This is a genomic window from Actinokineospora pegani (genome assembly GCF_009745975.1).
Classification (GTDB): domain Bacteria; phylum Actinomycetota; class Actinomycetes; order Mycobacteriales; family Pseudonocardiaceae; genus Actinokineospora; species Actinokineospora pegani.
The window spans coordinates 66118-89146 of the sequence record NZ_WHOL01000039.1; the positions used below are offsets into that span (position 1 = coordinate 66118).

Sequence of the window (23029 nt, forward strand, 5' to 3'; positions counted from 1 at the left end):
TGCGGGCATGGAAGCGGTCATGGGTGTCGTCGGTCCGGTCCTCATCGGTGTGGTCTTCGTGGTGGGGTGCTCGTTCATCCCCGAACCGGGGCGCCAGCGGTTCAGCGCGGTGATGGTGGCGGGCGCGGGCGCGGTCTACATCAGCGGCGGCGGCATGGGGTGGTGGGAGTTGGCGTTCACCGCCGCGGTCACCGGGTGCGCTTACCTCGGGCTGGGCGACTACCGCTGGCTGGGGGTCGGCTGGCTGCTGCACACCTGCTGGGACGTCGTGCACCACGTCAAGGGCGCGCCGATCATCCCGCACGTCGCCGACTCGTCGCTGGGCTGCGCCATCTGCGACCCGGTCATCGCCCTGTGGCTGCTGCGCGGCGCGCCCACCCTCGGGCGCAAGGGGGAATAACGCCGCGGCGAGGCGGGTTCCCAAGATCATGTCTTTCGTGATGGACGAGCAGGAGCGCGCCGCGTTCCTCGCCGACGTGCACATCGGGGTCATCGCCATCGAGCGCCCGGGCAAGGGGCCGCTGGCCGTGCCGGTCTGGTACGGCTACCACCCCGGCGGCGACGTCCAGGTCTGGATGGACCGGCGCTCGCACAAGTTCACGGCGATCAGCGCGGCGGGGCGGTTCAGCCTCGTCGCCCAGGTGGAGACGGTCCCGTACAAGTACGTCTCGGTGGAGGGGCCGGTCGTCTCGACCGAGCCGCCCACCCGGGAGGAGGCGCTGGCGTTGGCCATCCGCTACGTCGGCGAGCGGCGCGGCACCGAGTACGTCGACGGGGCGCTCGACGACGGGTCGGTGCTGGTGCGGATGCGGCCCGAGCGCTGGCTGAGCAACGACCAGGGCAAGTAGCCCGCCTCAGCGGGCGGTGCCGAGGAAGCGGATGTGCAGGCGCCCGTCCGGGGTCGTGATCCGCGTGCGCACCCCGTAGACCTCGGCGATCAGGGCCTCGGTGAAGACCTCCTCCGGCGTCCCCGCCGCCGCCACCCTCCCCTGCCGCAGCACGGCGACGTGGTCGCAGTACATGGCCGCCAGGTTGAGGTCGTGCAGGGCGATCACCGTCGTCGTGGGCAGCGCGGTGACCAGCGCCAGCAGGTCGAGCTGGTGGGCGATGTCGAGGTGGTTGGTCGGCTCGTCCAGCAGCAGCTCCCTGGGCTGCTGGGCCAGCGCCCGCGCCAGCTGCACGCGCTGGCGCTCGCCGCCGGAGAGGGTGTGCCAGGACTGCCCGGCGCGGTCGGTGAGCCGGGTCGCGGCGAGCGCGTCGGCCACCGCCTCGGCGTCGCGCGCGGTGGGCGCGGCCCAGGCGCGGCGGTGCGGGATGCGGCCGAGGCGGACCACGTCGAGCACCGACAGGTCCACCTGCGTGTCGACCTGCTGCTCCACGACGGCCACCCGGCGGGCGACCTCCCCGCGGCGGGTGTCGGGCAGCGGCTTGCCGTCGAGGGTGACCACGCCGCTGCTGGTCGGCAGCAGCCCCGCGAGCACCCGCAGCAGCGTCGACTTGCCCGCCCCGTTGGGGCCGAGCAGGCCGATCGTGGCGCCCGGCGCGCAGTCCAGGCTGACCCCGTCGAGGATGAGGTGGCCCGCGGCCGTGCGGACGACCCTGTCGGCCGAGAGGGTCATCGCCTGCTCCGGGTGCGGTAGAGGATCAGCACGAACGCGGGCACGCCGATCAGCGAGGTCAGCACGCCCACCGGGATCTCCTGCGGTTGCAGCACCGAGCGGGCCAGGGTGTCGACCCACACCAGGAAGATCGCCCCGGCCAGCGCCGAGGCGGGCAGCAGCCGCGCGTGGCCGGACCCGGCGAACACCCTGGCCGCGTGCGGCAGCACCAGCCCGACGAACCCGATCGCGCCGGACGAGCTGACCAGCACCGCCGTCAGCAGCGCCGTCACGCACAGCAGCGCCAGCCGCACCCGCGCCACCGGCACCCCCAGCGCCGCCGCCGAGTCCTCGCCGAAGGCGAACGCGTCCAGCGCGCGGCCGTGCCCCAGGCACACCACCAGCGTCACCGCGAGCACGGCCGCCGCGATCGCGACCTCGGTCCACGACGCGCTCGACAGCGAGCCCAGCAGCCAGAACAGCACGCCCCTGGTCGTCTCCGCGTCCGCGGAGGTCAGCACGATGAACGAGGTCAGCGCGGAGAAGAGCTGCATCGCGGCCACACCGCACAGCACCACCCGGTCCAGTTGCCCGCCCAGGGCGTGGCTGAGCGTCAGCACCAGTCCGAAGGAGAGCACCGCGCCGGCGAACGCCCCCGCCGACAGCGACACCGCGCCGCCGCCGACCCCGAGCACCACCACCAGCACCGCGCCCGTGGACGCCCCCGACGACACGCCGAGCACGAACGGGTCGGCCAACGGGTTGCGCAGCAGCGATTGCAGGACGACACCGCACACGGCCAGCCCCGCCCCGCAGACCGCCGCCAGCAGCGTCCTGGGCAGCCGCAGGTGCCAGATGATCCCGTCGCGGATCGGCGACAGCACGCGCTCGCCCTGGACCAGGTGCGCCAGGACGGTCCGCCACACCTCGACCACCGCGATGTCGGCCGGGCCGACGGTGATGGCGAGCGCGATCGAGACGGCGAGCAGGACGAGACCGGCGGCGGACCACAGGGCCCGCCGGGTCACCCGAGCGGCCCGAAGCCGCGCAGCGCGGAGGCGACCTTCTCCACGCCCTCGACGGTGCGGATGGTCGGGTTGAGCGCCTGCCCGCTCAGCGGCACGAACCGCTTGGCCTGGACCGCGTCCATCCGCGAGGTGACCGGGTGCGACTCCAGGAACGCGATCTTCGCCGCCGCCGTCTCCGCGGTCTGCGACTTGCGGGTCAGGTCGCCGAGCACGATCACGTCGGGATCGCGCTCGGCCACGGTCTCCCAACTGATCTGCGGCCACTCGGCCCTCGTGTCGGCGAAGACGTTGGCCGCGCCCAGTTCGGTGGTGATCACACCGGGCGAGCCGCAGCAGCCCGCCATGTACGGCGACTCGGAGTTGGCGAACCAGTAGAGGATGCGCGCCCGCGAGGCGTCGAGGCCCTCGGTGGCGGCGTCCAGGCGCTCGCGCAGGTCGGCGATCATCCGCTCGCCGCGGTCCGCGACCTCGAAGATCGCCGCCAGGTCGCGGATCTCCTGGTAGACCGCGTCCATCGTCAGCGGTGCGGTGCGCTCCCCGTCCCCGTCGCCGTTGTTGACCTTGGTGCCGCAGTCGGTGGGGGACAGGTAGGTCGCCACCCCCAGCTCCTCGAACCGCTCACGGGTGGCCACGCCGCCGGTGCCGAGCACGGACTCGAAGGACGCGGACACGAAGTCCGGCTCCACCTCGAGCACCTTCTCGAACGAGGGCGCCTTGTCCGCCAGCCTGGGCACCTTCTCGTTGGCGGCGGCCAACTCCGGCAGCACCGTGTCGGTCCACGTCGCGGTCCCCACCAGTCGGTCGCCGAGCCCCAGCGACAGCAGGATCTCCGCGCTGCCCTGGTTCAGCGCCACCGCCCGCTTGGGCGGCTCGCTGAGCGCGACGGTCTTCCCGCAGTTCACCACGCTGATGGTCCGCGGCGCGGCCGTGTCGACCCCGGCGGACCCGCACCCGGCGAGGCAGACCCCGAGAACCCCAGCACACAACCGAACAAGCCATGTCTTGGCCACGCCGAATCCTTCACGTCGAGGGCCCAGTCGCGAAGCCCGGATCTACGCCATGCCCCGCCCGTGACGGGGTGCCAATGGGTACTCGGACTCGGCGGGCCGCAGGCCCACCTCACCGCTGCGCGACAGTTCCGGACTCACACCGGATTCCCCCGCCCGGGTCGATCACCGCCGACCCGGTTTGGCCCGCGAACGCTAACACGGCGCGATCGCGCGACCGGTGTGATGCGCGACGCCGTCAACACTCGGTGTATACACTGCATTCATACTTCTAGTGCACGAGTTGAGGAGCTGAGTCGAGTGACCACCACGGACCGGACCAAGCCGGGCACCATGCGCACCGCCGCGGTCACGGCGGTGGCGCTGGGGCTGCCACTGGGCGCGGTCACCTTCGCCCTCCAGCTCACGCCCTTCGGGCTCGTGGCCAACTCGCCCGCCTTCTGGGCGCTGTGGGGGTTCGCGGCGGGGGCGGTCGTGGCCGTGCCGGTGGCCGGGGTGCTCACCGCGATGGCGACCGAGGCGTTCGGCCTGCTCGCCTGGTACGCGATCAGTTGGGCCACCGGGAACTTCGAGTGGTCCGCCGGGGGAGTGCTGGCCCTCGGGTGGGGCGTCGGCGCGGTCCTGGCGGGCACGGTGTTCGGACTGGCCGGGGTGTGGTGGCGGACCCAGGCCCGGCGGCCGCGGCTGGAGATCGCGACGGCCCTGCCCGCCGCGGTGTTCGCGTGCGCGTCGGTTTACTACTTCGTCGTGCTCGACTATGTCGGGACCGGCGTCTACAACGCCGTCGTCGCCCTGCTGCTGTTGACCTTCCTGCCGCGCACCGGGCAGGCCCGGGTGCGCGCGGCGGGCGCGGTCGTCCCGATCATCGTCGTGGGGTTGCTGGGTGGCGCGGCGTTCGTGGCGTTCCTCAACGCCGTCGCCATGAGCTGATCCCTGACGCGCCCGGCCGGGGCCCCGCTAGCCTCGTCGTCATGGCGATCAGGCTGCGGGCCGCTGTGCTGGGGGTTGTGCTGGCGTCGCTCGTCGCGGGGTGCTCCTCGCCGTCGGGCCACGAGGAGGTCGCGGCCCCGGTCGACGCCGCGCGCCCCAGTGCCGATGGGCGGGTGTTGCACGCGACGGTGACCGGCAGTGTGCTGGTCGACCAGGAGAACCCGGTGGCGCGCGTGGAGGTGGAGCGCGACGGGGACCTGGTCGAGGTCACCGTCTGGCTGCGGCAGCGCCGGGCGGACCCCGACGAGGCGATCATCGCGATCGCGCGGGTGGTCCCGGTCGAGGTGCCGCTGGACGAGCCGTTGGGGGAGGCCGCCGTGTACGACGGCTCAGCCGACCCGCCCCGGCTGGTGCGGATCGGCTGAGCCGGACCGTCAGTTCAGCGGCCGGGTGCCCTCGGGCACGCCGCCGCCCTGGTGCGCGGACCCGACCAGGTCGGCCAGGGCCGTGAGCGCGACCTGCTGCGACAGCGGGCCGAACGAGACCCGGGCGACGCCCGCCTTCTCCTGGTCGGCCAGCGCTGGGGTGCCCGGGATGGCGATGGTGGTCAGCTTCCGCTCGCCGAACGCGTCGACCAGCGCGGAGATCTGGTCCAGGTCCAGCCTGCCCGGCACGAACACCACCGGCGCGCCCGCGGCCAGGTAGGCCTTGCCGCGCTCGATGGCGTCGGCGAGGACCTCGGCGGGGTCGCGGTCGCCCGCCTTGACGAAGGCGTCGGTGCGCGCGTTGAGGACGAAGTCCGGCACGCCCTCGGCGTCGGCTGCCCGCAGCACCGCCTCGACCTGGGCCGCCGCCTCGGCCACCGGCTTGAGCTGGTCCTCGATGTTCGCCCCGACCACGCCGACGCCGATCGCCCGGCGCACGGTCTCGGCGGCGTCGCCGTAGCCGCCCTCGAGGTCGGCGGTGACCGGCAGGCTCGTCGCCTCGACGATCCGGCGCACCTCCTCGATCATCTCCGCCACCGGGATCTTCTCGCCGTCGGGGAAACCCCGGCTGGCCGCGATCGAGTGGCTGGCCGTGGCCAGGGCCAGGGTGCCGGGGACGTCGGTGACGACCTTCGCCGAGATCGAGTCCCACACGTTCACCACCGTGAGCAGCTCCGGCGCGGTGTGCAGCCTGAGCAGTTCCGTCGCGCGAGCCGCCGAACCTGTCGTCATCGGACTCTCTCCGTTCACTTGTGCTGTGTCCTCTTCAAGGGCCCAACGTCCCGCGCGGCCGAACACATCCCGGGATCAGTGTGATCCACATCGGGCGGTGTAACGCCCATCCCGTTCGCGGATATACCGTGTCCGTGCCGGAAGACATCTTCAACCACCCCGACCTGCGGGACCCGGAGTGGGAACGCCTCAAGAAACGCATCGACGAGGCGACAGCGCCCGAGCCGCCCAAGCGGAAGCGGCGCGGGTTCCTCGCGCGGCACAAGGGCGCGGTCTTCTCGGTGTTCGCGATCGCGGCCGTCGTCGGAGCGGGCACCGTCCTGGTGTCCGGCACGGACCGGGGCGCGGTGCACACCTCGCCGACCTCCACGCCCACCAGCCAGGAGCCGGTGCGCCGGGTGGACCTGGCCCAGCCCTTCTCGGGCACGCCCGCCGCGGCCTGGGCCGACGGCGAGGCCGCGGTCGTCGTGCCCGCGGCCACCCCGATGGGCCGGTTCAGCGCCGAGGAGGTCGCCGAGGTCCTCGGCGCGGTCCGGTAGGCGCTGGTCAGCGGGCGGATGGACCCGGAGGTGGTGCACGGCCGCGACGTCGAGCGCTACGCCGCCCAATTCGCCCCGGGGATGCGCGAGGACATCCGGTCCGACGTGGTGTACCGGACGGCCGTCGCCGCCGGTCACCGCCTGCTCGACGTGCCCGTCAAGGCCACCGGGACGATGACCTTCGGTGTCGGCCAGCCGGGCGAGCTGGTGGTGCGGACCGAGCACAGCTTCGCCTACGCGTTCCAGCCGCCGGACCCTGAGCGGGTCACCGACACGATGGACATCGTCAGCATCGTGCGGGTCAGCGCCGAGTACTCGTTCTACCGCGGCAACTGGGAGCCGGAAGGCCTGGGCCTGTGGCTGACCAAGACCCAGGTCTACCTGTACTCGGCTCAGTGCGCGGCGGCCAACGCCGGGTACCTCGCCCCCGCGATCAGCGACACCACCACGGCGGAGCGCCTGGGCGACGAGGAGGAGGTGCGGGAGCAGGTGTTCGACCCCGCCCAGCCCCCGCCCACGGAGACGAACTGCTGACCCGTCAGGGGCGGTGCATCCGCTCCCACAGCTCGGGCCACGGCGCCACCGGGGCCTTGAGCACGTAGACCGGCACGCCCTGGTTGGCCGTCTTGGCGGTCGTCTCCGGCAGCCGGATCGTGTCGACCCTGCGGATGTCGCCGAAGAACTGGCTGAGCCACTCCTCGGTGCCGCCCACGTAGATGACCTGCTGGGTCGTGTCCACGGGCCTGCCGGTGAACCAGTAGCCGCGCTCGGGGCCGTAGGCCTGCGGCAGCCCGCGCTGGCGGCCGTAGTAGTCCAGGGCGCTGGCCTGCCAGTAGCTGTCGCCCATGACCACGGTGTCCGCCCGCGACGGCAGGCTGCGGTAGACGTCGGCGGCGGTCTCGGCGACCGCGGGCCACCCCAGGCTGCCGCTGGCCTGGAAGTCGACCAGGTCGACCCCGGTGAACCCGTCGACCGGGCGCACCGGCAGCGTCAGGTACACCGCGACCGGCACCGACAGCGCGAACACCGGCCACGACGGCACCCACCGCCACCACGCCGCGGTCCGGCCCGCCTCGATCCGCAGCGCCGAGGCCGCGAACAGGATCGGGTACATGCCCGCCACGTAGTAGTAGCGGTTGGCGAACACCAGGACGATCACCGTCACGACCGCGACGGCCCAGCCCAGGAACCGGTACGGCCGCAGCTCCGGCGCCCGGAACAGCGTGTAGAGCCCGTGGCAGAGCAGGAAGGCGCCGATGGGCAGGCCCGCCATGGCGACCGCCAGCGGGATCGTGCCGAGCGTGCCGCCCAGCAGGCGGGCGTTCTGCTCCTTGATGACCTCCTGCATCAGCAGGTAGGGCCAGTCGTTGTCCATCTGCCACAGCAGCGTCGGCAGGGTGACCACGACGGTGATCACGCCGCCCACCCACAGCGCCGGGCGGCGCAGCAGGTCGCGCGGGCCCGCGACCAGCACGCCCACGATGATCCCGACCCAGAGGAACGCGATGAGGAACTTGCCCTGCATCGCCACCGCCGTGGCCAGCCCGGCGCCCACCAGCAGCCAGTCCGAGCGGTCGCGCACCCAGCGCACCACCAGCCAGGTCACCAGCACCCACAGGAACGGGTCGACGGTCGAGGTGGCCAGCACGTGCCCGGAGGCCAGGATCTGCCAGGCCAGCGCGTACGCGCCCGCGGTGATGACCTGCGCCTTGCGCCCGCCGCCGAACTCGCGGGCGATCAGCGCGCTGACCACGACGCCCGCCGAGGTCAGCAGCAGCGGGATGATCCGCAGCGCGAACCACGAGCCGGGGAACAGCGCGTCCATCGATTTGGCCAGCCACGGCAGCAGCCACGGGTTGTCCGCGTAGCCCCACGCCCACTGGTGCTTGCCGGTGGCCAGGAAGTACAGCTCGTCGCCGAAGTAGCCGAATTTGCCCGCGACGGCGAGCAGCACCAGGCCGACAGCGGCGGCGATGGCGTAGACGGGCAGGCGGGCGAACTCCGGCGGTCCCGTCGGCTCGGGATCCCCCTCGTCGACCACCGCCGCCGCGCTCGCGCGCTCGTCGTCCACGTCGTCTTGGTCAGCGAAATCGGCTGCGAAATCACTGCCAAGATCTCCGCTTCCGCTGTCGGCCATGTGCTCAGCCCCCCATCCGCAAGGTGCCCTCGGCGTAGCGCGTCCGGCAGGCGGACCGCTGGATCTTGCCGCTGGAGGTGCGCGGCACCTCGCCCGGCCCGAGGATCATGACCTCGTGCACGGCCAGCGCGTGCGCGCCGGACACCGCGGACTTGACCGCGGTCGAGACCGCCTCGTGGTCCAGCTCGTCGGCGGAGACCTGCTTGGCGCGCTCGGCCACCACGATGGCCAGCTCACCGTTCTCGCCGGGCACCGAGAACGCGGCCACGGTGTGGCGGCGGATCGCCGGGTGCGCGGCCTCGACGGTGTACTCGATGTCCTGCGGGTAGTGGTTGGTGCCGTCGACGATGATCAGGTCCTTGATCCGGCCCGCGATGTAGAGCTCGCCGTCCACCTGCACGCCCAGGTCGCCGGTGCGCAGCCAGCCCTTGCGGCCCCAGCCGGGGTCCACCACGGACCCGTCGTCGTTGGTCAGGACGGCCTCGAAGACCTCGGGCGAGTCCGCCCTGCCCCAGTAGCCCTGGCCGACGTTCGGGCCGCTGGACCAGATCTCGCCGACGTTCCCGTCGGCCAGCGCCCGGCCGGTGGCCGGGTCGGCGATGCGCACGAGCTGCCCACCGGCGCCCTGCCCCGCCGAGACCAGGGTGGTGCCCTCCTCGGCGTGCACGACCCGTCCGGCGGCCAGCGACACCCGGTCGACGGTGATCTCCCTCGGGGCCTCGCCGCGCGGCGACACCGACACCATCACGACCGCCTCGGCCAGGCCGTAGGTGTGCCGGTGCATCCGCCGGTCCACACCGGCCTCGGCGAAGGTCGAGTAGAAGGTGTCCAGCGTCTTGGACATGACCGGCTCGGAACCGTCGCCCAGCGACACCACGTGGTCCAAGCTCAGCTTGGCCCGCTCCTCCGGGGTGGTGCGCGAGGCGACGTAGCCGTAGGCGAAGTTCGGCGCCGCCGACACCGCCGGGCCGGGGGTCTCGGCGAGCTGCTCGAGCCAGCGCTGCGGGCGCAGCACGAACGCGATCGGGTCCAGCAGCAGCGCCGGGAACCCGCCCAGGACCGGCGTGGCCAGGCCGACGACCAGGCCCATGTCGTGGAACAGCGGCAGCCAGCACACCGAGGTGGTCTCGCCCTGCACGCAGTCGTAGGCCTCGTAGCCCTGCGCGGCGTTGGCCACCACGTTGCCGTGGGTGATGATCACGCCCGCCGGGGTCCTGGTCGACCCGGAGGTGTACTGCAGGTAGGCCACGTCGTCGGCGGACAGCTCCACCGGCTCCGGGCCGCCGGTGGACGGCGGGATCACGTCGACCGCGATCAGCGCCGGGCCCACCAGGTCGCGCTCGGTGAGGAAGGCCTCCACCGCGTCGGCGTGCGACTTGTTGGTCAGCACCAGCTCCGGCGCGCAGTCGGCCAGCACCGCGGCCAGCCGGTCGGCGTGCCCCGGCAGCGGGTTGGGCTCGAACAGCGGGACCGCGACCAGGCCCGCGCGCAGCACGCCGAGGAAGGCCACCACGTAGTCGGTGCCCTGCTCGACCAGCACGGCCGCCCGGTCGCCCCGGTCGGCGCGCTGCTGGCACCACGCGGCGACCGCGTCCACCCTGGCGTTGAGCTCGCGCCAGGTGAGCTCGGTGATCTGGCCCTCGGGGTCGACGCGGTAGTCCACATAGGCCACGGCGCGCTGGTCGCCCTGGGTGCGGGCCCACCTCGCCAGCGCGTCGGGGAGCGAGACGTCGCCGCCGTCGACGGAGTCCGGGGTCCGCCTGAGCTGCCCAGGGGTCGAAGTCATCTGTCCTGCCTCCATCGGTGCTGATCTTGTTCGTGGGTCTTACAGACCCATGCCGCTGGCCAGGAGCGGCCACGACTTGTGCAGTTGCCGCTCCCAGTAAGGCCACGAGTGCGTACCGGGGGCGTAAAAGTCCGTGGTGATGTCCACGCCCGCGCGCTTGGCCTTGGTGGCGAAGTCGCGGGAGTTGCCCAGGGACTGGGACTCGAGCAGGCCGGGGACGATGCCCTTGCCCTCCGGGTCGAGCGGTCCGAGGTCGCCGTTGCCCGCGGACAGGTAGATCTTGGCCCCCCGCAGCTTGTCCAGTTTGTACGCCGGGTTGTGGTCGATCCACCGCTGCCGCTGCCACCACGGGTCGCCCCAGAGCACACCCCAGATCAGGAAGCCCTGCGCGATCATGTTGAGCTGGGTGACCTCGGGCAGGCCGGGGGCGAGCACGTCCGGGGCGCCGCTGTAGGCGGCCACGGCCCCGAACCGGGTGGGGTAGCGGGTGGCGTACTCGAGCGCGCCGTAGGCGCCCATCGACAGCCCGGCCACGGAGTGCTTGCCCTGCGAGGCGCCGAAGCCGCGCTGGACGATCTGCATGACCTCCTCCATGTGGAAGGCGCGCCAGTTGGGCTTGTTCGACAGCCCGTAGTTCCACCAGTCGCTGTACATGCCGATCTTGCCCGCGGTGGGCATGACGACCAGGACGGGCTTGTCCGCGGTGAACTGCTCGACGTCGGTGAACTCTGTCCAGGACTTGTAGTCCTCCTCCTCGCAGCAGCCGTGCAGCAGCCACAGCGTCGAGTAGGCGCGCCCGTCGCCCTGCTGCCACCCGGCCGGGGTGAGCAGCCGGACCTTGCCCTGGGCGCCCAGGGAGGGGGACTGGATGGTCAGGTCGATGGTCCGCGCGTCGACCTGGGTCTGGGCGACGACCCTGGCGCCGTTGTCGGCCGGGGGCGCGCTCGCCCGCTGCCTCGCCTCCGCTGAGGGCACCGCCACCAGGGCGGTGGCCGCCAGAGCGGTGGCGAGGCCCGCTAAGGACAGTCTCGTTCTGGCACGGGTCATCGCGTCTCTCATCTCCTCGGGCCGTGTGGCGACGTGCCGCGCAGCAGTGCGGTCAGCCGGTCGGCGACCACCGCCACGTGCGGAGGGTCGATCACGGTGATGTGGTCTCCCGCCACCCGGACGATGTCGAGGTCGGCGCAGAACTCGTCCCAGCCCAGCGCGTCGTCGGTGCGCAGGTACCGGGGGTCCAGGGTGGTGGTGAGCGGGTGCGGGTCCTTGGCCCGGAACAGCAGCACGTGGCCCGCGTAGGGGGTCGGGGTGTAGCGCTCGGCGATCCGGGCGTCCAGGTAGGACGTCTGCTGGTGCTCGAGCACCGCCTCGCCCATCCCCGAGACCCGCTCGCGCAGCCGCTGCATCACCAGGTCCTGCTGGGCGTCCTCGTCCAGGCCGAGCCACTCGGACTCGGGCAGGCCCAGGTCGACCTGGTAGGTCTGCTCGATGTGCTCGATGAACAGGCGCAGCCGGTTGTGCAGGAACTCGGCGGTGGGCTTGTCGGTCTTGCGCAGCGGGATGATGGTGTCGATCAGGAACAGCAGCTCGACCTCGTCGCCGAGGGCGGTGAGCTGGCGCGCGGTCTCGAAGGCCTGCAGCCCGCCGAACGACCAGCCGCCGATCCGGTAAGGACCCTCCGGCTGGATCTCGCGCATCAGCTCGATGTAGTGGGCCGCCTTCTCCTCGACGGTGACCAGCTCGTCGACCCGCTCCACGCCGTAGCAGGCGACGTCGGCGCCCAGCAGCCGGATCATCGGCTTGTACACCGCCGTCGGGCTGCCCGCGGCGTGGAACAGGAACAGCGGCGGGCTGCCCTTGGCGCCGCCCAGCAGCCGCACCGGGCCGGTCCCGGCGCCCTCCAGCTCCGCGCGCACCGCGTCGGCCATGCCCGCGATCGTCGGCGTCGCGAACAGCTCCTCCGCGGTGACCTCGCGGCCCAGCTCGTCGCTGACCGCGGCGAGCAGCCGCGCCGCCGCCGCGTTGTCCCCGCCCGCCTCGGCGAACGGCACGTCCACCGCGACCGGCTTGTCGCCCAGGACCTTCCTCCACACCAGCGCGGTCCACCGCTCGGCCAGGTCCCGGGTGCCCGGCCCGGCCGCCGCCGGGGCGTGCGCCGAGGGCGCCGCGCCCAGCTCGCCCGCCAGGTGGTCGGCCAGCTCGGCCAGGCTCGCCCCGCGCAGCAGCAGCGGCAGCGGCAGGGTCAGGCCGAAGTCGCGCTCCATCGCGGCCCTGGCCCGCATCGCCATCAGCGAGTCCAGGCCCAGCGAGGTCAGCGGGTCGGTCAGCGGCAGCAGGTCCGGGTCCATGCCCATCAGCTCGGCCACCACCGCCACCACGTGCTCGCGCACCAGCTCGCGGGCCCGGTCCGGGTCGTCGGCGGCCAGCGAGCGCAGCCCGTCGATGCCCGCCCACGGCACCTCGCCCGCCGCCGGGGCGCTGTCGACCACGTCGCCGAAGAACGGCCGCTCCGCCAGCCTGGGGAACAGCTCCACCACGGCCGAGGCGTCCATCCTGGTCACACCGGTCTCGCCGCGGCCCGCGGCCAGCACCGCCGACAGCGCGGCCATCGCCTCGTCGGTCGGCATCGGCTCCAGCACGGGGTTCTGCGCCCCGGCCGCGCCGCCGGTCTCCGCCCACGCGCCCCACTGCACGGTCGTGCCGGGCAGGCCCTGGCCGCGCCGCCACGCGGTGAACGCGTCCAGCCAGGCGTTGGCGGTGGCGTAGGCGCCCTGGCCGGGTGAGCCGAGCAGCCCGGCGGCCGAGGAGTAGGCCAGCCACCAGTCCAGCTCGTGGCCCGCGCTGGCCTCGTGCAGGCGCAGCGCGCCCTCGGTCTTGGCCCGCCACACCGCGGCCAGGTCGTCGCCGGACATCGACAGCACCGCGCCGTCGGCCAGCACACCGGCCGCGTGCAGCACACCGCGCAGCGCGGTCCCGCCCGCGACACCCCGGCTGACCATCTCCGCGGCCACCCCCGGCTCGGCGATGTCCCCGGTGACCACCTCGACCTCGACGCCGAGGCCGCGCACGGCGGCGATGACCGCCTCCGCCTCCGCCGACGGCGCGCGGCGCCCGGTCAGCACGACCCTGGTCGCGCCGCGCTCGGCCAGCCAGCGGGCGGCGACCAGGCCGAGGCCGCCGAGACCGCCGGTGATCAGGTAGGCGCCCTCGCGCACGACCGGCGGGGCGACGTCGGAGGGGGGCAGCGCGGTCCGGCGCAGCACCCGCGCGCTGCGGCGGCCATCGCGCCAGGCCACCTCGTCGGCGGCGGACCAGGCCACCAGCTCGCGCACCAGCTCGTCGGCGCCGGTGGCCACGTCCGCCGGGGTCAGGTCGACCCAGGTCGCGCTCAGCTCGGGGTGCTCGAAGGCCAGCACCCGCACCAGCCCGCGCAGCGCGGCCAGGCCCACGTCGCCGGACTCGCCCGGCCGGGCCACCGCCGCGCCGCCGGTCGCCAGCCACAGCCGCGGCGGGGCGTGCTCGACGGCGGCCAGCGCCCGGACCGCGCCCGCGACCGCGAGCACCTTCTCCCGCGCCGCGGCGGTGCCGTCCGGCGACCCGGCGCCCGTCGGCAGCAGCACGACACCATCGACGTCCTCGTGGGATGCCTGCACGGCCGAGGGGTCGTCGGTCAGGGGCGCGGTGGTCGCGGTCTGGCCGCGCGCGGCCAGACCGTCGGAGACCATCGCCGCCAGGCCCGCGGCGCCCTCGTCGTGCAGCAGCAGCCACCGCCGCCCGCCGTGCGCCGGGCCCGTGGGCAGCTCGGTGGGGACCCACTCCGCCCGGTAGGCCAGGTACTCCGGCGGGAACGGCACCGCCGCGCGGGTCAGCGGCTCGAACTCCACCCCGTCGATCTCGGCCAGCACGCCGTCCGCCGCGTCGAGCGCCCGCGCCCGGCCCCCGGCGGCCACCACGCGCGCCGCGTGCCTGCCGTCCCCGGTCACCCGGACCCGGCCGACCCGCACCACCCGCGCCGCCTCGCCCAGGGCCCCGCCCGCCGTCGCGACGGCCTGCGCCAGCGCCTCGCCGAGCACCGGGTGCAGGGCGAACCCGGACCGGGGCGGCCCGTCGGCGAACTCCACGCCCGCGCGCACGACCCCGTCCCCGGCGCGCACCTCGCGCAGCACGCGGAACGCCGGACCGCTCACCAGGCCCACCGCGTCCAGCGCCGGGTACGGGTCCACCGGCTCACCGACGCCGTCGCCGATCGCGAACGGCTCGTCGACCCCGGGGTCCACGGCCACCGCGGCCGCGCACAGCACCCACTCGGCGTTCACGCGCGCGTGCACGGACAGCCGCGTGCCCGACTCGTCCGGGACCGCGCTGACCGACACCTCGGTGTGCTCGGTGACCGGCAGCAGCCGGTGCAGCGCCACCGCCCGCAGCTCGGGCGCGCCCGAGCCCGGGCGCGCCTGGCGCGCGGCGGCGAGCAGCAGCTCGACGAAGCCGAAGGCGGGCACCAGCGGCACCCCGTGCGCCACGTGGTCGGCCAGCCACGGGTGCGCCTGCGCGCCGATCCCGCCGCGCCACAGGCTGCGGTCGCTGTCGGGCAGCTCCACCCGCTCGCCCAGGAACGGGTGCCCGGACCGGGACGCCCCGGCCGGGCGGGTGCGCACCCAGTGCGACCGGTGCTGCCAGGTGACCGGCGGCAGGTCCGCGACCACCCGGTCCGGGTAGCGGCGGCGCAGCGCGGTCGGGTGCCCCAGCACGTGCACGGCGGCCAGCGCGGCGGCGAAGCCGTCCGAGGCCCCGTCGCGGTCGCGGCGCAGCGACGCCACCACGGCCACGTCGCCGATGCCCAGCGCGGTCCCGGTCTGCTCGACCGCCACGGCCGCGACCGGGTGCGGGGAGACCTCCACGAACGTCCGGTGCCCGTCGCGCAGCGCGGCGGCCAGCGCCTGGGTGAACCGCACCGGCCTGCGCAGGTTCGCCGCCCAGTAGTCGGTGTCGAACGCGGGCGCGTCCTGCGGGTCGTCGAGCACGCTGGTGTAGCAGCGCACGGCGGGCTCGCCGGGGGTCAGCTCGCCGAGCGCGGCGCGGAAGCGGTCGAGCACCGGGTCGACGGCGGCCGAGTGGCCCGCGCCGGTGACCGCCAGCCTCCTGGCCAGCCCGCCGCGCTCCTCCACGTGCGCCACCAGGGCGGCGACCTCGTCGGTGGGCCCGCTGACCGTGCACTGGGTGGGGGAGGCGTAGACGGCGACCTCGACCCCGGGGAAGCGCTCGGCCAGGTCGTCGAGCTCGGCGGCGGTCAGCTCGACAACGGCCATCGCGCCCACGCCCAGGGCGTTGACCTCGTCGAGCAGCGCCGAGCGCTCGACCATCACCCGCAGGCCGTCGGCGACACCGAGCGCGCCGACCGCGACCGCGGCGGCGACCTCGCCCATCGAGTGGCCGACGACCGCGGCGGGCCGCACGCCGTGCGCGCGCCACAGCTCGGCCAGCGCCACCTGCGCGCCGAACAGCGCGAGCTGCTGGCGGGCCAGCGGCTCCGCGTCGCCCGAGCCGTCGAGCAGCGCGGTCAGCGAGATGCCCGCGCCGTCGGTGAACGCCGGGTCGAGCGCGGCGACGGCGGCGGCGAAGGCGGGTTCCTCGGCCAGCAGCCGCGCGCCCATCGCAGGCCACTGCGAGCCGTGCCCGGAGAAGACGAACACCGGGTCGGCGGGGGAGCCGGACGGCGTGCCCACGGGCACGGCGCGGTCGGCGCGGCCCTCGGCCACGCCCAGCAGCCTGGCCCGCAGCTCGTTGTGGTCGCGCGCGGGCACGGCCACCCTGGCGCCGTCGCGCTCGTCGCCGTGCACCAGGGCCGCGGCCAGCTCGGACAGGTCGTGGCCGTCGTCGAGCCAGCCCGCCAGCGCGCGCGCCTTGGCGCGCAAGCGCGCGGGGGAGCGGGCCGACAGCGCCACGACCTCGGGCCTGCCGCCGGGCTGCCAGGTCGCGGCGTAGCGGTCGTGCGGCCACTCCTCCAGCACCACGTGCGCGTTGGTCCCGCCGAAGCCGAACGCCGACACGCCCGCGCGCGCCACCCCGGCGTAGCGCGGCCAGTCGGTGGCCTCGCTGACCACCGAGAGCCTGCCCGCGGCGAAGTCGATGTGCGGGTTGGGCGAGTGGTAGCGCAGGCTGCGCGGGATGCGCGAGTGGCGCAGGCCGAGCACGACCTTGATCAGCCCGACGATGCCCGCCGCGCCCTCCAGGTGGCCCAGGTTGCTCTTGACCGACCCGAGCAGCAGCGGCCGCTTGGCGTGCCGCTTCTCGCCGAGCACCGCGGCCAGCGCGCCCGCCTCGATCGGGTCGCCGAGCAGGGTCCCGGTGCCGTGGGCCTCGACGTAGTCGACCGTGCGCGGGGTGACGCCCGCCTCGGCGTAGGCGCGGGCGAGGAGCTGCTCCTGGGCCAGCGGGTTCGGCGCCATGATCCCGTTGGACCGGCCGTCGGAGTTGACCGCGCTGCCGCGCAGCACCGCCAGGACGCGGTCGCCGTCGGCCTTGGCGTCGTCGAGGCGCTTGAGCACGACCACGCCGCAGCCCTCGCCGCGCACGATGCCGTCGGCGGCGGCGTCGAACGGCTTGCACCGGCCGTCGGCGGCCAGCGCGCCCGCGAGCTGGAAGTTGGCGGTGATGCCCGGCGACAGCAGCAGGTTCACCCCGCCGACCAGCGCGGCCGAGGCCTCGCCCGCGCGCAGCGCGCGCATCGCCAGGTGCACCGCGACCAGCGACGACGAGCAGGCGGTGTCGACGGTCATGCTCGGGCCGTGCACGCCCAGCGCGTAGGAGAGCCGGTTCGCGGCCAGCGAGGCCGCCGCGCCGGTGCTCGACCACGCGTCGATGCGGTCCAGGTCGGTCATGGTGAGCTGGGCGTACTCGGCCGCGGACAGGCCGACGAACACGCCGGTCTCGGTGCCGCGCAGGTCCTTGACCGGCAGACCCGCGTTGACCAGGGCCTCCCAGGCGACCTCCAGCAGCAGCCGCTGCTGCGGGTCCATCAGCTCGGCCTCGCGCGGGGAGATGCCGAAGTACTCCGCGTCGAACGCGGACACGTCGTCGAGGTAGCCGCCCGCCCGCGACAGCCCGTGCTCGTCGGCGTCGTCGGCGAACTGCGCCCAGCGGCCGGGGGGCACCTCGCCGATGGCGTCCTCGCCGCGGGTCAGCAGCGACCAGAACCGCTCGGCCGACGGCGCCCCCGGCAGCCTGCACGCCAGGCCGACCACCGCGATCGGCGCGCCCGGGTCGACCGGGCCGGACTCGGCGCGGGCGGCCGCGCGGCGCGCGCCCTCGGCCAGGGTGCGGGCCAGGTCCGCGATCGTCGGCGCGGTCCAGACCAGGGTGCTGGGCTGCGCCTCGCCCAGCTCCTCGCTGATCTTGGCGGCGAGCATCGTCGCCGAACGGGACGAGACCCCGAAGTCGCGCAGCGGCCGGTCGAACTCGGACTCGGTGACGTCCCGCTCGATCAGCGCCGAGAGCCACTGACCCAACCAGGTCCGCCACTGCTCCTCGGTGCGGGGGGCCTGCGGGGTGCTGGACTGCGGTGACATGTCGTCTGCCGTTCCTTCTGGGTTCGCGCCGGATGGAGGTCCCCTCGGCGCCTCGTCGCTGGGGAACGGGAACTGGTCCGGTGCGGCTCAGGCTCCGGGGAATCGCCGGTGGATGATGGCCAACCCGATGCGTGACTCGCGAATCGAGATGGACATATTCCGCTCCCCGCTGGCCAACACGCGTGATTGTTCTGCGCGCCCGAGGAGAGGATGGGCCAGGCCTGACAGAACTGTCAATGGCGGACCAGCGTCCCTGGGGAGGTGTCTCCCACGTCCCCGTGTTGTTGTCATCCAAGCGCGTGTCGCGCGGGGTTTTTCAGCACTGGCCGAACAAGTCGGCGTACCGCTGCCCACTTCGGCGCACAGGGCGTAGCCAGAAACAGTCATGTTGTGCCAACTTGTGCGCGAAGTGCTAATCGATCACTTTGACTATGTCCGATAACGCCGTTATCTAGTCTTGACCGAATTGGGCTAAGCCTGGTCGTGATCAAAGTTTCACGTTTCCGAGTCGCTTCGAGCCGCCCTCGGGGCCGAGTGGGCAAAACGGACAAGATTTACTCGGGCGGTCCTGCGCGAGCCCCGGTGGACGACGGCGGGCCGACCCTCGGTCCGAGGGTCGGCCCGCCGTCGTTCGATCAGGCGATCAGAAGTGGTCGGCCTTGGTCAGTTCCCGCTCGAAGGTGTCGGCACTGGCGACGAGCAGCGCCAGCGGCCGCTCGAACTCCTCGCGCACGCTCAGCTCCTGGATCGGCACGGTGTGCTTGAGCAGTGCCACCCCGTCGATCACGGCCGCCCCGCCGACCAGCGTCGTGCCCGCCAGCTCCAGCAGTCTGGCCAGGTCGATCGACCCGGCCCGGCCCACCGCGGAGGAGATCTCCAGCCACGCCCGCCCGTCCTCGTCCGGCACGTGGTGCACGGCCACCTGCTGGCTCCGCCCGCCCTCCGTGTCGAGCCGGAAGCGCAGCCAGCTGTCGCTCTCCTCCAGCACCTCGTACCGAGCGCGGACAAAGTTGATCACATCAGTCCAACTGGTCACCGTCGTATCCTCCCGCGTCACGCCGCCGGGTCATCGTAGTACCCGGTGTTCGGCGTTCGCGGCCGAACGGTAAGGGCAATGTGTCGGGTATAGTAATTTACTATTATATATCCAGATATTCAGGCTGGCTTCACGCAGGTGACAGGGCGGAAACGCCCCGGCGGGGTCAGGTGCCGCAGAACGTCTGGTAGCCGGCGCCGAAGTCGCCCGGGGCGGGCTCGGCGTAGCGGTCGAGGCCGTCTCGTTCGGTGTAGGGGTCGCGGACCGCTGCCACCAGTCGCTCGAAGGGGGCGGTGTCGCCCTCGGTGGCGGCTGCCAGGGCTTCCTCGACGAGGTGGTTGCGGGGGATGTAGACGGGGTTGACGCGGTCCATCGCGTCCGCGTCGGGGGCCAGGGCGGTCCAGCGGGACAGCCACTCGTCGACGGCCGCCAGGTCCAGCACGGCCTCGCGGGCTCGTTCGAGGTCGCCGCGGGCGGCCTCCCCGAGGCGGCGGTGGAAGGAGGTGTAGTCGACGCGGTTGTCGCGCAGCAGCACGAGCAGGTCGTTGACCAGGGCGGTGGTCACCGTGTCGTCGAGGCCCTCGGGGAGGCCGAGCTTCGCGCGGGAACCGGCCAGCCAGGCGGTGTTGTAGCGGGAGCGGAAGGCGCCCAGCCGGTCGACGGCGAGCTCGATGGCCTTGTCCTGGTCGTCGTCGATCAGGGGGAGCAGGGCCTCGGCGAGGCGGGCCAGGTTCCACTCGGCGATGGCGGGCTGGTTGCCGTAGGCGTAGCGGCCCGCGTGGTCGATCGAGCTGTACACGGTGGACGGGTCGAACGCGTCGAGGAAGGCGCACGGGCCGTAGTCGATCGTCTCGCCGGAGATGGTCACGTTGTCGGTGTTCATCACCCCGTGGATGAACCCGACGAGCATCCACCCGGCCACCAGCGAGGCCTGGGCGTCGAGGACGGACTCGAACAGCGCGAGGTGGGGGTTCTCGGCCTCGGCGGCGTGCGGGTGGTGCAGGGCGATGGCGTGGTCGGCGAGCCTGCGCAGCAGGTCGGTGTCCTCGGTGGCGCGCGCGTACTGGAACGTCCCGACGCGCAGGTGGCTGCTCGCCACCCGTGCCAGGACCGCCCCGGGCAGCGCTTGCTCCCGGTAGACCGTGCGGCCGGTCGCCACCACGGCCAGCGACCGGGTGGTGGGGATGCCGAGCGCGTGCATGGCCTCGCTCACGACGTGCTCGCGCAGCATCGGCCCGACCGCGGCGAACCCGTCGCCGCCCCGGGAGAACGGCGTGCGCCCGGACCCCTTGAGGTGCAGGTCGCGCGGGCGCCCGTCGGCTGGGGTCAGCTCGCCGAGCAGCAGCGCGCGGCCGTCGCCGAGGCGGGGGGAGTAGCTCCCGAACTGGTGCCCGGCATAGGCCTGGGCCACCGGCTTCGCCTCGGGCGGCACGCCGGTGCCGACCAGCAGTCGCAACCCCTCCTGGCCGCGCAGCCACTCCGGGGCGAGCCCCAACTCCGCGGCCAGGCGGTCGTTGAGCACAAGCAGGCGCGGTTCGGGGGCCTCGGCGGCCTCCCAGGCGATCGCCAGGTCCGGGAACGCGCGGGCGTAGTGGTCGCCCAGCGCGAGGGTGGAAAGCGATGCTGTGCTCATCCCTTCGACCCTACCCGCGCGCGTCGGGCGCGGTGGCGTCACCGGTTCCGGGAGCGCCTGCGGGTGGCGGCCAGGACGCCCGCCAGCAGCACGCCCAGGACCAGCGCCGCGACGGCTGTCGTGCGCGAGGGCGTCCACTGCTCGACGGTGATGGCGACCAGTCCCCACACCACGGCGAACCCGTAGGCGAGCGAACCGGGCAGCGGGCCGCCGGAGCCCGCGTGCAGCACGTACGCCGCGACGGCGGCGGCGAGCACCAGCAGGACCAGTCCGGTGACCTGGCCCGCGCCGCCGCCGAGCGCGGAGACGGTGTTGGCGAGGCCGACGAAGGTCGCCGCCGTCAGCCAGCCCGCCAGCAGGCCGAACGAGCCGCAGAACAGGGTGGCGACGAGGCGGTTGCCGTCGGCGGCGCGCTGGGCGGCGATCGTGGTCCAGACCGCGGCGGCCATGCCGATCACGATGACCACCTGGGACAGGACGAACAGCCGTTCCGGGAAGACCAGCGCCCACACCGTGTTCGCGGCGAAGGCGACGGCGACCGGCCAGCCGGTGGCGCGGACGACGGGGTGCGCGGCCAGCGACGGCGTGAGCGCGGCGACGGCGTAGGCCAGGGACGCGGCGAAGATCAGTCCCCAGATGGCGAAGGCGTACCCGGCTGGCAGGATCGACGACGGGTTCTCCCTGGCCACGGTGCCCGCCGACTGCCCGAGGGTGTACGACGAGCCGATCTGCGCCACGGCGAGGACCGCGACGACCCCCTGCCGGACACGATCGGGTGCGGTCGGCGCGACAGATCGTTCATTCGGTGAGCTATTCATGCGGTGAGCGTAAAATCGCGCCATGACCACCCGCAACTCGACAACCCTGCTGATCGGCGACCTGCTCCGCGAGTACGGGGTGCTGGGCCTGCGGATCGGCGAGGCGTTCGCGGGTCGGCACGCGATGGAGCACGTCGACCTGCGGGCGCTGACGATCATCAGCCAGGCCGAGCGCGACGGTGAGCCGGAGACCGTCCGCGGCCTGCGCGAGCGCCTCGGCCTGTCCTCGGGCGGCACGACCCTGGTCGTCGACCGCCTCGAACGCGCCGGGCACGTCCAGCGCGCCCGCGACCCGCACGACCGCCGGGTCGTGCGGCTGACGATCACCCCCGACGGCGCGGCCACCGGGCGCCGCTACTTCGGCGGCCTGGCCACCGGCCTGGCGGCGGTCGCGGCGGGGTTCGCCGACGACGAACTCGACACCGTGCGCCGATTCCTGGCGGGTGTCGTGACGATGACCGGCGAGCACCTCGCCGACATCGCCGCCGCTGACCAACGCGAGTAGCGCCTCCCTGCACGGCTGTCGCGCCCGGGAGCATCCTGTGGGCCGTCTGTGGCTCGTCTCAGACGGCGAAAACCTGGGAGTCGTCGGCGAACGCCTTGAACTCCAGCGCGTTGCCCGCCGGGTCGAGCAGGAACATCGTCCACTGTTCGCCCGCCTGGCCCGCGAACCGCAGGTAGGGCTCGATGACGAACTCGGCGCCCGCCGCGCGCAGCCGGTCGGCCAGCTCGTGGAACCGGTCGACGGTCAGCAGCAGGCCGAAGTGCGGCACCGACACGTCGTGGCCGTCGACCGGGTTGTGCGCGTGCCGCTGCCGCTCGGGGGCCAGGTGGGTGACGAACTGGTGGCCCAGCATGTCCCAGTCGACCCAGGACGCCGCGCTGCGTCCCTGCCGCAGGCCGAGGACACCGCCGTAGAAGGCCCGCGCCGCGTCCAGGTCGTCGACCGGCACGGCCAGGTGGAAGCGCGGGATGGGGGAGTCGAGCACGCTCATGGCGCGGTCCTTCCTGGTCGGTTCGCGATCGGTGGCACAATGTTAACATTCAGACATGATTGCTCCCGGGCACGCCGAGCCCGCCCGCCGCCGGGGCCTGGCCGACGAGGTGGCCGACCGCCTCCGCGAGGGGATCTTCGCCGGGGTTTACGAGCCGGGCAGGCAGTTGCGCGAGGTGGAGCTGTCCGCCGCGCTCGACGTCAGCCGGGGCCCGGTGCGGGAAGCGTTGCGACTGCTGGAACGCGAAGGGCTCGTGCGCTGCTCCTGGCACCGCGGCGCGACGGTTACCACCCTGTCGCCCGCCGACATCGTCGAGTTGGACAGCCTGCGCGGCGCGCTGGAGGAGTTGGCCGTGCGCGAGGCCGTGCGCAACGCCACCGACGACGACCTCGCCGCCGTGGCCGCGGCGGCTGAGGCGATGCGCCGCGCCCCCGACCCGCGCGAGGTGGCGCGCCACGACATCGCCTTCCACGACGCCGTGTTCGCCGCGAGCCACCACCGGCGCCTGGTCGAGGCGTGGCAGGGCATCCGCAACCAGGTCCACCTGTTCCTGCTGACCAGGATCGCGCGCGGCACCGAGGGCTACCTCGACGCCGTTCCCGACGAGCACCGGGACCTCGCCGCGCTCCTGCGCGCCCGCGACGCCGCGGCCGCGCTGCCGAGGTTCGCCGAGCACCGCGCGCGAGCCTTCGACGTGCTGACCGCCGAGGGCTGACCCGCGTGGGCGGGCCAGTGCGTCCACA

At 73.7% G+C, this 23029-nt stretch carries 20 protein-coding genes and 1 riboswitch; of the genes, 8 read left to right on the top strand and 12 right to left on the bottom strand.

The window, feature by feature from the left end; genetic code table 11:
* Positions 1–7 precede the first annotated feature (7 nt).
* Positions 8–400 carry a DUF6010 family protein gene (locus tag GCL84_RS02400; protein ID WP_235925940.1) on the top strand — a complete coding sequence of 131 codons (393 nt, stop codon included), beginning with the start codon at positions 8–10 and terminating at the stop codon, positions 398–400.
* A 28-nt stretch (positions 401–428) separates the two neighbouring features.
* Positions 429–848: a pyridoxamine 5'-phosphate oxidase gene (locus GCL84_RS02405; RefSeq protein WP_456236890.1), complete on the top strand. Its 420-nt coding sequence runs from the start codon at positions 429–431 to the stop codon at positions 846–848.
* 6 nt (positions 849–854) lie between these two features.
* Here GCL84_RS02405 and GCL84_RS02410 read toward each other — a convergent pair whose 3' ends face one another.
* From GCL84_RS02410 to GCL84_RS02420, 3 genes are read right to left on the bottom strand one after another with little or no spacing between them, the layout of a single operon-like run.
* Positions 855–1619, bottom strand: coding sequence for an ABC transporter ATP-binding protein (locus GCL84_RS02410; protein WP_156753665.1), 765 nt, complete (start codon positions 1617–1619; stop codon positions 855–857).
* Positions 1616–2626, bottom strand: coding sequence for a FecCD family ABC transporter permease (locus GCL84_RS02415; protein ID WP_156753666.1), 1011 nt, complete (start codon positions 2624–2626; stop codon positions 1616–1618). The genes GCL84_RS02410 and GCL84_RS02415 overlap by 4 nt, the downstream gene beginning before the upstream one ends.
* Complete coding sequence (locus GCL84_RS02420) at positions 2623–3528, bottom strand: ABC transporter substrate-binding protein (RefSeq protein ID WP_235925941.1); 906 nt, start codon at positions 3526–3528, stop codon at positions 2623–2625. The genes GCL84_RS02415 and GCL84_RS02420 overlap by 4 nt, the downstream gene beginning before the upstream one ends.
* A 166-nt stretch (positions 3529–3694) precedes the next feature.
* Positions 3695–3832: riboswitch (cobalamin riboswitch) on the bottom strand.
* Between the two features lie 101 nt (positions 3833–3933).
* Between GCL84_RS02420 and GCL84_RS02425 the strand changes: the two genes are divergently transcribed.
* Complete coding sequence (locus tag GCL84_RS02425; RefSeq protein ID WP_156753668.1) at positions 3934–4563, top strand: DUF6518 family protein; 630 nt, start codon at positions 3934–3936, stop codon at positions 4561–4563.
* Between the two features lie 41 nt (positions 4564–4604).
* Complete coding sequence (locus GCL84_RS02430; RefSeq protein WP_156753669.1) at positions 4605–4988, top strand: hypothetical protein; 384 nt, start codon at positions 4605–4607, stop codon at positions 4986–4988.
* A 9-nt stretch (positions 4989–4997) separates the two neighbouring features.
* On the opposite strand, the gene GCL84_RS02435 is transcribed toward GCL84_RS02430, so the two are convergent.
* The gene (locus GCL84_RS02435; RefSeq protein WP_156753670.1) at positions 4998–5780 is read right to left on the bottom strand and encodes an isocitrate lyase/PEP mutase family protein; all 783 of its coding nucleotides are present in this window, start codon (positions 5778–5780) and stop codon (positions 4998–5000) included.
* Positions 5781–5914: 134 nt separating this feature from the next.
* Here GCL84_RS02435 and GCL84_RS02440 point away from each other — a divergent pair, with 134 nt between their 5' ends.
* Together GCL84_RS02440 and GCL84_RS02445 are read left to right on the top strand one after the other, a co-directional pair.
* Positions 5915–6319 (top strand): hypothetical protein, encoded by a 405-nt coding sequence (locus GCL84_RS02440; protein ID WP_156753671.1) that lies wholly within the window; start codon positions 5915–5917, stop codon positions 6317–6319.
* An 18-nt stretch (positions 6320–6337) separates the two neighbouring features.
* A complete protein-coding gene (locus tag GCL84_RS02445; RefSeq protein ID WP_156753672.1) occupies positions 6338–6853 on the top strand; it encodes a hypothetical protein in 516 nt (171 codons plus the stop codon).
* A gap of 4 nt (positions 6854–6857) precedes the next feature.
* On the opposite strand, the gene GCL84_RS02450 is transcribed toward GCL84_RS02445, so the two are convergent.
* From GCL84_RS02450 to GCL84_RS02480, 7 genes are all read right to left on the bottom strand, one after another.
* Positions 6858–8390: an ArnT family glycosyltransferase gene (locus GCL84_RS02450; protein WP_197522970.1), complete on the bottom strand. Its 1533-nt coding sequence runs from the start codon at positions 8388–8390 to the stop codon at positions 6858–6860.
* 70 nt (positions 8391–8460) lie between these two features.
* Complete coding sequence (locus tag GCL84_RS02455; protein WP_156753674.1) at positions 8461–10242, bottom strand: fatty acyl-AMP ligase; 1782 nt, start codon at positions 10240–10242, stop codon at positions 8461–8463.
* A gap of 39 nt (positions 10243–10281) precedes the next feature.
* Positions 10282–11289: an alpha/beta hydrolase gene (locus GCL84_RS02460; protein ID WP_156753675.1), complete on the bottom strand. Its 1008-nt coding sequence runs from the start codon at positions 11287–11289 to the stop codon at positions 10282–10284.
* Positions 11290–11297: 8 nt separating this feature from the next.
* On the bottom strand, positions 11298–17804 hold the full coding sequence (locus tag GCL84_RS02465) for a type I polyketide synthase (RefSeq protein ID WP_156753676.1): 6507 nt from the start codon (positions 17802–17804) through the stop codon (positions 11298–11300).
* 643 nt (positions 17805–18447) lie between these two features.
* Positions 18448–18840, bottom strand: coding sequence for a hypothetical protein (locus tag GCL84_RS02470; RefSeq protein WP_156753677.1), 393 nt, complete (start codon positions 18838–18840; stop codon positions 18448–18450).
* A gap of 166 nt (positions 18841–19006) precedes the next feature.
* Positions 19007–20473, bottom strand: coding sequence for a protein adenylyltransferase SelO (locus tag GCL84_RS02475; protein WP_156753678.1), 1467 nt, complete (start codon positions 20471–20473; stop codon positions 19007–19009).
* Positions 20474–20511: 38 nt separating this feature from the next.
* On the bottom strand, positions 20512–21291 hold the full coding sequence (locus tag GCL84_RS02480; RefSeq protein ID WP_156753679.1) for a hypothetical protein: 780 nt from the start codon (positions 21289–21291) through the stop codon (positions 20512–20514).
* 22 nt (positions 21292–21313) lie between these two features.
* On the opposite strand from GCL84_RS02480, the gene GCL84_RS02485 reads away from it, so the two are divergent.
* Positions 21314–21796: a MarR family winged helix-turn-helix transcriptional regulator gene (locus GCL84_RS02485; RefSeq protein WP_156753680.1), complete on the top strand. Its 483-nt coding sequence runs from the start codon at positions 21314–21316 to the stop codon at positions 21794–21796.
* A gap of 58 nt (positions 21797–21854) precedes the next feature.
* Here the strand turns inward: GCL84_RS02485 and GCL84_RS02490 are convergent, their stop codons facing one another.
* A complete protein-coding gene (locus GCL84_RS02490) occupies positions 21855–22286 on the bottom strand; it encodes a VOC family protein (protein WP_156753681.1) in 432 nt (143 codons plus the stop codon).
* Between the two features lie 55 nt (positions 22287–22341).
* On the opposite strand from GCL84_RS02490, the gene GCL84_RS02495 reads away from it, so the two are divergent.
* Positions 22342–23001: a GntR family transcriptional regulator gene (locus GCL84_RS02495; protein ID WP_156753682.1), complete on the top strand. Its 660-nt coding sequence runs from the start codon at positions 22342–22344 to the stop codon at positions 22999–23001.
* Positions 23002–23029 lie beyond the last annotated feature (28 nt).

What these genes read in the sequence shown, in the direction of transcription:
- GCL84_RS02400 (WP_235925940.1), top strand. Translation starts at nt 8, where the DNA reads ATGGAAGCGGTCATGGGTGTCGTCGGTCCGGTCCTCATCGGTGTGGTC.
- GCL84_RS02405 (WP_456236890.1), top strand. Translation starts at nt 429, where the DNA reads ATGTCTTTCGTGATGGACGAGCAGGAGCGCGCCGCGTTCCTCGCCGAC.
- GCL84_RS02410 (WP_156753665.1), bottom strand. Translation starts at nt 1,619, where the DNA reads ATGACCCTCTCGGCCGACAGGGTCGTCCGCACGGCCGCGGGCCACCTC.
- GCL84_RS02430 (WP_156753669.1), top strand. Translation starts at nt 4,605, where the DNA reads ATGGCGATCAGGCTGCGGGCCGCTGTGCTGGGGGTTGTGCTGGCGTCG.
- GCL84_RS02435 (WP_156753670.1), bottom strand. Translation starts at nt 5,780, where the DNA reads ATGACGACAGGTTCGGCGGCTCGCGCGACGGAACTGCTCAGGCTGCAC.
- GCL84_RS02445 (WP_156753672.1), top strand. Translation starts at nt 6,338, where the DNA reads ATGGACCCGGAGGTGGTGCACGGCCGCGACGTCGAGCGCTACGCCGCC.
- GCL84_RS02455 (WP_156753674.1), bottom strand. Translation starts at nt 10,242, where the DNA reads ATGACTTCGACCCCTGGGCAGCTCAGGCGGACCCCGGACTCCGTCGAC.
- GCL84_RS02460 (WP_156753675.1), bottom strand. Translation starts at nt 11,289, where the DNA reads ATGACCCGTGCCAGAACGAGACTGTCCTTAGCGGGCCTCGCCACCGCT.
- GCL84_RS02465 (WP_156753676.1), bottom strand. Translation starts at nt 17,804, where the DNA reads ATGTCACCGCAGTCCAGCACCCCGCAGGCCCCCCGCACCGAGGAGCAG.
- GCL84_RS02475 (WP_156753678.1), bottom strand. Translation starts at nt 20,473, where the DNA reads ATGAGCACAGCATCGCTTTCCACCCTCGCGCTGGGCGACCACTACGCC.
- GCL84_RS02480 (WP_156753679.1), bottom strand. Translation starts at nt 21,291, where the DNA reads ATGAATAGCTCACCGAATGAACGATCTGTCGCGCCGACCGCACCCGAT.
- GCL84_RS02485 (WP_156753680.1), top strand. Translation starts at nt 21,314, where the DNA reads ATGACCACCCGCAACTCGACAACCCTGCTGATCGGCGACCTGCTCCGC.
- GCL84_RS02490 (WP_156753681.1), bottom strand. Translation starts at nt 22,286, where the DNA reads ATGAGCGTGCTCGACTCCCCCATCCCGCGCTTCCACCTGGCCGTGCCG.
- GCL84_RS02495 (WP_156753682.1), top strand. Translation starts at nt 22,342, where the DNA reads ATGATTGCTCCCGGGCACGCCGAGCCCGCCCGCCGCCGGGGCCTGGCC.